Genomic DNA, 8,368 nt, shown 5'->3' on the forward strand with positions numbered 1-8,368 from the left:
GGCGGAGGAGTCGGCCTGTAAGCCGGATCCTGTCCCCGCGGACCCTTGCGGGTCCGCGGGTGGCGACCATCCATCTCGGCCCGTCGTCGCCGACGGGCTCCAGCGGTCTACCCGCAGGTCTCGGGCGGGCAGCCCTCGAACAACCTGCGCGGCGGGCCGGGAAGGACCCGGTCCGCCTTCTTGACCTTGCTCCGGGTGGGGTTTACCGAGCCGTCCTGGTCACCCAGGACGCTGGTGGTCTCTTACACCACCGTTTCACCCTCACCACCAGCCCGGACCAGAAGCCCGAGCACGGTGGCGGTCTGTTCTCTGTGGCACTGTCCCGCGGGTCACCCCGGGTTGCTGTTGGCAACCACCCTGCCCTGTGGAGTCCGGACTTTCCTCGACGCGCCCTCGTGGGGCCCGACGCGGTCGCCCGGCCGACTCCTCCGCTCCGCTGATCCTAGCCAGTGCCCCCACCCGGCCAGACAGGCGCACCGTCCGGGACCCGGCTAGCGTCCCGAGCCGTGACGGACCCGGGCGCGCTCCAGATCGTCCTGCTCGTTGTGCTCGGCCTGCTCGCGGGCGCCGTCAACGCGATCGCCGGCGGGGGCTCGCTGATCGTGTTCCCGGTGCTGCTCGCGACGGGCCTGCCCCCCTTGCCCGCCAACGTCACCAACTCCGTCGCGCAGTGGCCCGGCTACGCCGGCTCGACGCTGTCCGCCCGCACCGACCTCGGCGGGCAGGGGCGCCGCATCGCGATCACGACGATCCCCGCGGTGCTCGGCTCGGCACTGGGGTGCGCCCTGTTGCTCGTTCTGCCGCAGTCGGTGTTCGACGCGATCGTGCCGGTGCTCGTCCTGCTCGCCAGCCTCACCCTGGGCGCCCAGCCGTGGATCAAGCGCTGGACCTCCCGCGACGGCGAGTCCGAGGCCGGCCGCGAACGCCCCGCCGCGCTGGCGATCGTCACCTTCCTCGCGGCGGTGTACGGCGGGTACTTCGGCGGGGCGCTCGGCGTCGTGCTCATCGCGGTGCTCTCGCTGCTGTGCGCCGACTCCATGCGCCGGCTCAACGCGGTGAAGGTGCTGCTCTCGCTGGTCGTCGCGTCGGTGACGGTGGTGCTGTTCGGGTTCTTCGCGCCGGTCGACTGGTTCGCGGTCCTGCTGCTCGCCCCGTCGACCCTGATCGGCGGGTACCTCGGAATGGCCATTGCGCAGAAGATGCCGGACAACGTGCTGCGCTTCTCCGTCGTCGTCCTCGGCGTCGCGGTCGCGATCTACCTGTTCGTGAAGGGGTGACCGGAACCGCCGCGACCGTCCTCACCGTCGCGCTCCTCGCGGCGGTGCTCGTCGTGGCCGTCGCGCGACCCCGCGGGCTCCCGGAGGCGGCCGCGGCGCTCCCGGCCGCCGCGCTCGTCGGCGTCACCGGGCTACTGACCTGGGACGACGCGCTCGCCGAGATCGTCCGTCTCGGACCGACGGTCGGGTTCCTCGCCGCCGTCCTCGTCCTCGCGCACCTCGCCGACGCCGAGGGCGTGTTCACCTGGGCGGGATCGCTGCTGCGCCGGGGTCGTCCCCGTGATCGACGCCGATCTGCGGACGTCCAGCGTCAGGAACGGGACTTTTCTGACGCTGGCGGGCGGCAGCTCTACACCCGCGTCTTCGGCGTCGCCGCCGCGACGACGGCTGTGCTCAGCCTCGACGCGACGGTCGTGCTGCTCACCCCGGTCGTCGTGCGCACCGCGCGCCGGCTGCGGGTCGCGACCGCGCCCGCCGCCTACGCCTGCGCGCACCTCGCGAACTCGGCGAGCCTCCTGCTGCCGGTCTCCAACCTGACCAACCTGCTCGCCGTCGCCGCCGCGGGACTGTCGTTCCTGCACTTCGCGGGGCTCATGGCGCTGCCCTGGCTCGCCGTGCTCGCCGTCGAGTACGTGGGCCTGCGGTGGCTGTTCCGGCGCGACCTCGACCGTCCGGTGTCGGACGATCCCGCCGGCGGGGCCACCGTCGACGAAACCGCCGACGACGAGACCACCGCCGACGAAGCCACCCACGCCACTCCGTGGTTCGCCCTCGTCGTGCTGGGACTGACCCTCGTCGGGTTCGCGGTCGCCGCGCCGCTGGGCGTGGAGCCGGTCTGGGTGGCGGTGGCCGGGGCGGTCGTGCTCGCCGCGCGGTCGCTGGGGACCGACCGCACCACCCCCACGAACCTCGTCCGGGCCGCGGCGCCGCTGTTCTGCCTGTTCGTCCTGGCGCTCGGGATCGTGGTGGCCGCGGTCGGGGCGCACGGTCTGGGCCGCGTCCTGACCGACGTCGTCACGCCGCTCGGCACCGGTCTGCTCGGCCTGCTCGCGGTCGCCGGGCTCGCGGCGGTCCTGGCGAACGTGGTGAACAACCTGCCCGCGACCCTGCTCCTGCTCGCGGCGTTCGGGCCCGCCCCCGCCACGGCGACCGTGCTGGCGATGCTCATCGGGGTGGGCGTCGGGCCGAACCTCACCTACGTCGGGTCGCTCGCCACCCTGCTGTGGCGGCGCGTGATGGTGGCCGAGGACGTGGCGCCGTCGCTGCGCCGCTTCACCGTCGCGGGCCTCGTCACCACGCCCGCGGCCCTCGTCGCGGGCACCGTCGCGCTGTGGCTCGTGACCTGACCCGCCGTTGCCTAGGCTCCCGGACCATGTCCTCCGACGACACCCGCGACGGTGTCCGTGACCAGGCCCTGGGCATCGCCGCCGGCTGGTCGCCCCCGGACGCCCCGGCGGCGTGGGCGCTGACGGCGGAGCTCTTCCGGGCGATCGCGCAGGAGGACGCGCTGCTCGACCTCGCGGCCGCGATCCCCGCCGACCGCCTGCCCCCGCTGCTGCTCAGCGCCGCGGTGCGCCACCTCGTCGCGCGGGACCGCCCCGCCCCGCTCGCGGGGTACTTCCCGACGCCGGGCTCCGGCCAGCCGCCGCTGGACGCCGGGTTCCGGCCCGCCCTCGTCGCGTTCGCGACCGAGCGGGCCGACGATCTCGCGGCGCTCTGCCGCGAGCACCGGTACCAGATGAACGAGGTCGGGCGCAGCGCCGACGTGCTCGCCGTCCTCGCCGACATCGCCCCCGACCGGCCCCTCGCCCTGGTCGACCTCGGCACCGGCGCGGGCCTCGGCCTGCACCTCGACCGCTACCGCTACCGGTTCGCGACCGGCTCCGGGGAGGTCGTCGTCGGAGACCCGGACTCGGGCGTCGAGCTCGCGTGCGACGTGCGCGGGGACGCTCCGCTGCCCGACGCGGTCCCCCGGATCACGGCGCGGGCCGGCGTCGACGTGGAGCCCCTCGACCTCGACCAGGCCCCGGTCCGGGACTGGCTCACCGCGTGCATCCCGCCCGAGACCGGCGCCGTCGACCGCTTCGCCGCCGCCTCGGCGATCGCCCGCGCCAACCCGGCCCGCCTGGTGCGCGGCGACCTCGTCGACACCGTCGCCGCCGTCTGCGCCGAGATGCCCGACGACGCGCTGCTCGTCCTCGTCGACACCTACGTGCACGTCTTCCTGCCCGACGACGAGCGTGCCCGGTTCCTCGCGCTGCTCCCCCGGCTCGGCCGGGACCTGGAGTGGATCTCGGTCGATCCGCTGGTGCCGCTCGGTCCGGAGAGCCGCGACAGCGTGCAGGGGCTGCCGGTGCCCGAGCGCGCGATCGAGGCGTGCCGGGCGGGCGTCACCGGCGTCGTCGGGCGGCTCTCGGTGCGCGACGGCGCGGTATCGGGCCGGGTGCTGGGCCTGGCCCATCCGGGCGCGGCCTGGCTGGAGTGGCTGACGTGAGCGCGCTCAGGCCAGGTAGCAGGTGTCGTTGACGAGGCGCACGCTGGCGCCGCCGTCGGGCCAGAAGTCGACGACCGAGAGGCACGCCAGGTCGAGGTGCAGCCGGTAGAGCAGCGCCGGGCCTGCGTCGAGCGCGAGCCGCAGGATCGTCTTGATCGGCGTCACGTGGCTGACCAGGACCACCGTCGTCCCGGCGTGCCGGGTCAGCAGCCCGTCGAGCGCGGCGGAGACCCGGGACCCGACGACGTCGAAGCTCTCCCCGCCCGGCGGGGCCACCGCGGTGTCGCCGAGCCACTCCCGGTGCACCTCGGGGTCACGCTCGGCGGCCTCGCGGAAGGTGAGGCCCTCCCAGCCGCCGAAGTCGGTCTCGGTGAAGCCCTCGTCGACCTCGACCTCGACGCCGAGCCCCGCGGCCACCGGACCCGCCGTCGAGCGCGCCCGGTCCAGGGGCGAGCTGACGACGGCCGTCGCCCCCGGGTAGCGCGCCGCGACCGACGCGGCCGCCGCGTCGGCCTGGGCCAACCCGACCTCGGTGAGCCGCGGGTTCCCGCGCCCGGAGTAGCGCCGGTCCACCGAGAGCGGGGACTGCCCGTGGCGCAGGAGCAGCACGCGGGTGGGGATCGCGGCCCCGCGCCCGGTCCAGGCGCCCGCGGCGTCGGACGAGCCGGTCACGCCGCCGTGCCCCGGACCACGATCGCGCCGCAGTTGTCGCACCGGACCACGTCGTCGGGCGCCGCGCCCTGGATGTCGCGCAGCTCGCTGCGGTCCATCTCGAGCCGGCAGGCCCCGCACCGGTTGCCGCTCAGCTCCCCCGCACCGACGGCGCCCTTGGCGCGGATGCGGTCGTAGAGCTCGACGAGGTCGGCCGGCAGCTCGGCCACCAGCCCGGTGCGCTCCTCGCCGCGGCGCGCCTCGATGGTCCCGATGTCCCCGAGCACCCCGTCCCGGCGCTCGACGGCGTCCTCCAGGGTGATCTTCGCCGCGTCGTGGGCCGTGGTCTCGTGCGCCAGATTCGTGCCCGCCGCCTCCTGGCGCTCCATCACCTCGAGCTGGTCGTCCTCGAGCACCGACCGGCGGCGGGCGAGGGACTCCAGCTCGTGCTGCAGCTCCGTCATCTGCTTGGCCGACACCGACCCGGAGTCGAGCATGCCCTGGTCGCGGGCCTCCCGGCTGCGGACCTGCTCGACCTCGCGATCGAGCTTCGCGACGTCACGGTCGAGGTCGGAGAGTGCGGTCTGGGCGACGACGACGGCGTCGGCCGCCGCGCGCAGGTTCCGCTCGGCCTCCTCGACCGCGGTCTGCTCGGGCATCGTCCGGCGGCGGTGCTCGGCGCGCGAGAGCTCGGCGTCGACGGCGGCGAGGTCGAGGAGCCGGCGTTGGGCTGCCGGGTCAGTCTTCATGGCTGGGTCGGCCTTCACTCTGGATCGACCTCATGGCTGGGCGGCTCCTTCGATGACGTCGTGCATGGTCGGCGGCGCGGTGGCCGTCGGGGTGGCCGGTCCCCGGGCCGCACCCTCGGCGGCGCCGAGGGTCCACGGGTCGGTCCGTCGCGTCGAGACCGTCACGGTGGCCTCCGGCAGCGCACGGCGCACGACGGCGGCGGCCTGGGCACACCACGGATGCTCCGAGGCCCAGTGGGCGACGTCGACGAGGGCGGGGGCGTCCGGACGCTGCAGGTGCTCGTCGGCGGGGTGGTGGCGCAGGTCGGCGGTGATGTAGGCGTCGACGCCCGCGTCCCGGGCCAGGCCGAGCATCGAGTCGCCCGCCCCTCCCGACACGGCGACGCGGGAGATGCTCCGCGCGGGGTCACCGGCGCCGCGCACGCCCCACGCCGTGGCGGGCAGTGCGGCGGACACCCGCGCGACGAACGCCGAGAACGGCTCCGGGGCCTCGAGGTGCCCGATGCGCCCGATCCCGACGGTGCCGGTCGTCCCGTCCGGGCCCTCCTCCGGCGCCAGCGGGCGGTCGACGATCACCCCGAGCGCGTCCGCCAGTGCGTCGGACACTCCGGGCGAGGCCGCGTCCGCGTTGGTGTGCGCCGCGAACAGTGCGCAGCCCGACCGGATCAGCCGGTGCACCACGGCGCCCTTCGGCTCGTCGGCGGGCACCCCGTGGACGCCGCGCAACAGCAGCGGGTGGTGGGTGACCAGCAGGTCCACGCCCCCCGCGACGGCGTCCTGGACCACCGCGGGCGTCGGGTCGACCGCGATCAGCACCCGCCCCACCGGCTCGTCCGGGTCCCCGCAGACCAGGCCGACGGCGTCCCACTCCTGCGCGAGCCCGGGCGGATAGGCCGCCTCGAGGGCGGCGACGGCGCTGGCGACGGTTGCTCCCATGGTGGTCGCCATTGTGGTGCACGCCCGCCCCGGGACGGACGGGCGGCCGGGCGGATCCGGGACCATGGGTGACGTGTCGGACCTCGTGCACGTCGTGACCATCTGCTCCGGGAACATCTGCCGCTCCCCCATGGCGGAGAAGATCCTCCGTGCGGCGCTCGCGGAGGCCGGACTCGTCGACCGGGTCGTGGTCACCAGTGCCGGCGTGGGGCCCTGGCACGTCGGCGATCCGATGGACTCCCGCGCCGCCGCGACCCTCGCCCGCCACGGCCACGACACCGACCACGTCGCGCGCCAGATCGACGCCTCGACCGCCGAGGCCGACCTCGTCCTGGCCGCCACCGCCGACCACGTCCGCGACCTGCGCCGTGCGGGCGTCCCCGCCGAGCGCGTCCGGCTGCTGCGCTCGTTCGACCCGGACGCACCTGACGGCGCGGAGGTCCCGGACCCCTACTACGGCGGCCCGGACGGTTTCGACGACGTCCTCACGATGATCGAAGCGGCCACGCCCGGCGTCGTGGACTGGGTGCGGGAGCGGGTGTGAGCGCGTCCGGAGGCGAGGCCGCCCGGGCGGCCGTCGCGCGTCTCACCGGCCGCGACGTGCTCCGGGCGCGCCCGCTGGGCGCGGTCACCCGGTGCACTCTGGACGACGGCACCGAGGTGATCGCCAAGACCGGCGACCCCACCGCCGTCGCGGCCGAGGCCGCCGGCCTGCGCTGGCTGGCCGTCGCCGAGGGCCCCGGTGTGCCCACGTTGTTGGGCGTCGAGGAGTCGTGGCTGGTCAGCGAGGCGGTGGGCGAGGGCTCGGCCGGCGAGGGCTCGGCCGGCGAGGGCTCGGCGGGCACCGACGCCGCCGAGACGTTCGGACGCCGGCTCGCCGCACTGCACGCGACCGGCGCACCCGCGTTCGGCGCACCCCCACCCGGCGGCCCCGCCGACGCCTGGATCGGCGGCGCCCCCATGCGCAACGACCCGGCACCGGCGGGCACCCGCTGGATCGACTGGTACGTGGAGGCCCGGGTCCTGCCCTACGTCCGGCTCGCGGTCGACCGCGGCGGGATGTCGACGTCCCAGGCGGCGCAGATCGAGGACGGGTGCCGCCGGCTCACCGGGGGCGACGTCGACGTCGGGCCCGAGGAGCGGCCCGGGCGCCTGCACGGGGACCTGTGGACCGGCAACGTGCTGTGGGGCTCCGGCGGGGCCTGGGTGATCGACCCGGCGGCGCACGGCGGTCACCGCGAGACCGACCTCGCCATGCTCGCGCTGTTCGGCTGCCCGCGGCTCGACACCGTGCTCGCGGCGTACGACGAGGCCGCGCCGCTCGCCGACGGCCGGCGCGACCGGATCGCGCTCCACCAGCTCTTCCCGCTGCTCGTCCACGCGGCACTCTTCGGCGGGGGCTACGGGAGCTCCGCCTGCGAGCGGATGTCGTCGCTCTAGCGACGAACAGCGCTCACATGCGCTCCGCGCATACTGTCGGCGTGCGTTTCCTGTTCCGGCCCGGGTGGATCGCCCTGACGCTGGTGGTCGCGGGCTTCGCGTTCGGGTGCTACTACGTGCTCGCCCCCTGGCAGTTCCACCGCAGCGCGGAGCGCGACGGCGACAACGCCGCGCTCGTCCGCGCCGTCTCCACCGCCCCCGTGCCGCGCAGCACGCTCGTGGCGCCGGGCACCGAGCCGGGGTCGGCGGCCGCCTGGCGCCAGGTGATCGTGACCGGCACCTACGAGCCGACCGGCGAGGTCCTCGCCCGCCTGCGCTCGGTCGACGGGAGCGCCGCCAGCGAGGTGCTCACCCCGCTGCGCACCACCGACGGGCAGACCCTGCTCGTCGACCGCGGCTACGTCCGCCCGCAGAACGGCGAGACGCTCCCGCCCATCGCGCCCGCCCCGGGCGGGGTGGTCACGCTCGCCGGCTACCAGCTCCCCGACGAGTCGCCGAGCGACCGCGCCCCCATCACCCAGGGCGGGTACCGGCAGGTCTACGCCGTGAACGCCGCCGGGATCGGCCGGCTGGTCGACCTCCCGGTAGCGCCCGGCTACGTCCAGCTCCTCCCCGCCCAGCCCGGCGTCGTCACGGCCGTCCCGTTGCCCCCGCCGGACCCGAACTCCTCGTACTCCTACGCCTGGCAATGGCTGATCTTCGGGATCATGGCGATCGGCGGCTGGTTCTACTTCGTGCGCCTGGAGTACCGCACCCGCCTGGGCGAGGTCACCGGGGCAGCGGCGCACGACGGCGAGGCCGGTCCGGCTCCCGACGACGGG

General features: G+C 75.5%; 9 protein-coding genes and 1 other RNA gene. 6 read left to right on the forward strand and 4 right to left on the reverse strand.

Annotation, left to right across the window (positions count from 1 at the left end; translation table 11 throughout):
* Positions 1 to 2: 2 nt before the first annotated feature.
* An RNA gene (gene rnpB / locus VGI02_RS00095) (RNase P RNA component class A) lies at positions 3 to 427 on the reverse strand.
* 79 nt (positions 428 to 506) lie between these two features.
* On the opposite strand from rnpB, the gene VGI02_RS00100 reads away from it, so the two are divergent.
* Genes VGI02_RS00100 through VGI02_RS00110 form a run of 3 tightly spaced genes read left to right on the forward strand, consistent with a single transcriptional unit; the run spans position 507 to position 3,771 of the window.
* Positions 507 to 1,277, forward strand: coding sequence for a sulfite exporter TauE/SafE family protein (locus VGI02_RS00100; protein ID WP_331625182.1), 771 nt, complete (start codon positions 507 to 509; stop codon positions 1,275 to 1,277).
* Positions 1,274 to 2,623, forward strand: a complete 1,350-nt coding sequence (locus tag VGI02_RS00105) for an SLC13 family permease (protein ID WP_331625183.1) — start codon at positions 1,274 to 1,276, stop codon at positions 2,621 to 2,623. The genes VGI02_RS00100 and VGI02_RS00105 overlap by 4 nt, the downstream gene beginning before the upstream one ends.
* Positions 2,624 to 2,649: 26 nt before the next feature.
* Positions 2,650 to 3,771, forward strand: coding sequence for a DUF2332 domain-containing protein (locus VGI02_RS00110; RefSeq protein WP_331625184.1), 1,122 nt, complete (start codon positions 2,650 to 2,652; stop codon positions 3,769 to 3,771).
* Between the two features lie 6 nt (positions 3,772 to 3,777).
* Here the strand turns inward: VGI02_RS00110 and VGI02_RS00115 are convergent, their stop codons facing one another.
* The 3 genes from VGI02_RS00115 to VGI02_RS00125 are packed head-to-tail and all read right to left on the reverse strand — an operon-like array spanning position 3,778 to position 6,107.
* Positions 3,778 to 4,443, reverse strand: a complete 666-nt coding sequence (locus VGI02_RS00115; RefSeq protein ID WP_414638165.1) for a histidine phosphatase family protein — start codon at positions 4,441 to 4,443, stop codon at positions 3,778 to 3,780.
* Entirely contained in the window at positions 4,440 to 5,171 is a 732-nt protein-coding gene (locus tag VGI02_RS00120; RefSeq protein ID WP_331625185.1) for a zinc ribbon domain-containing protein, read from the reverse strand. Before VGI02_RS00120 ends, VGI02_RS00115 begins: the two co-directional genes overlap by 4 nt.
* A 30-nt stretch (positions 5,172 to 5,201) precedes the next feature.
* Complete coding sequence (locus VGI02_RS00125; protein WP_331625186.1) at positions 5,202 to 6,107, reverse strand: Nif3-like dinuclear metal center hexameric protein; 906 nt, start codon at positions 6,105 to 6,107, stop codon at positions 5,202 to 5,204.
* A 64-nt stretch (positions 6,108 to 6,171) separates the two neighbouring features.
* Here VGI02_RS00125 and VGI02_RS00130 point away from each other — a divergent pair, with 64 nt between their 5' ends.
* The 3 genes from VGI02_RS00130 to VGI02_RS00140 all read left to right on the forward strand — a co-directional run.
* Complete coding sequence (locus VGI02_RS00130) at positions 6,172 to 6,651, forward strand: low molecular weight protein-tyrosine-phosphatase (RefSeq protein WP_331625187.1); 480 nt, start codon at positions 6,172 to 6,174, stop codon at positions 6,649 to 6,651.
* Positions 6,648 to 7,547: a fructosamine kinase family protein gene (locus tag VGI02_RS00135; RefSeq protein WP_331625188.1), complete on the forward strand. Its 900-nt coding sequence runs from the start codon at positions 6,648 to 6,650 to the stop codon at positions 7,545 to 7,547. The genes VGI02_RS00130 and VGI02_RS00135 overlap by 4 nt, the downstream gene beginning before the upstream one ends.
* 41 nt (positions 7,548 to 7,588) lie before the next feature.
* A partial coding sequence (locus VGI02_RS00140) for an SURF1 family cytochrome oxidase biogenesis protein (RefSeq protein ID WP_331625189.1) occupies positions 7,589 to 8,368 on the forward strand: 780 nt, incomplete at its 3' end.

Origin of the sequence: Actinomycetospora sp. (assembly GCF_036497245.1) — a bacterium.
In the GTDB taxonomy this organism is placed as follows: domain Bacteria; phylum Actinomycetota; class Actinomycetes; order Mycobacteriales; family Pseudonocardiaceae; genus Actinomycetospora.

Bases quoted from the DNA above. Each gene is read 5' to 3' on its own strand.
- VGI02_RS00120 (WP_331625185.1), bottom strand. From the start codon at position 5,171: ATGAAGACTGACCCGGCAGCCCAACGCCGGCTCCTCGACCTCGCCGCC.
- VGI02_RS00110 (WP_331625184.1), top strand. From the start codon at position 2,650: ATGTCCTCCGACGACACCCGCGACGGTGTCCGTGACCAGGCCCTGGGC.
- VGI02_RS00130 (WP_331625187.1), top strand. From the start codon at position 6,172: ATGGGTGACGTGTCGGACCTCGTGCACGTCGTGACCATCTGCTCCGGG.
- VGI02_RS00125 (WP_331625186.1), bottom strand. From the start codon at position 6,107: ATGGGAGCAACCGTCGCCAGCGCCGTCGCCGCCCTCGAGGCGGCCTAT.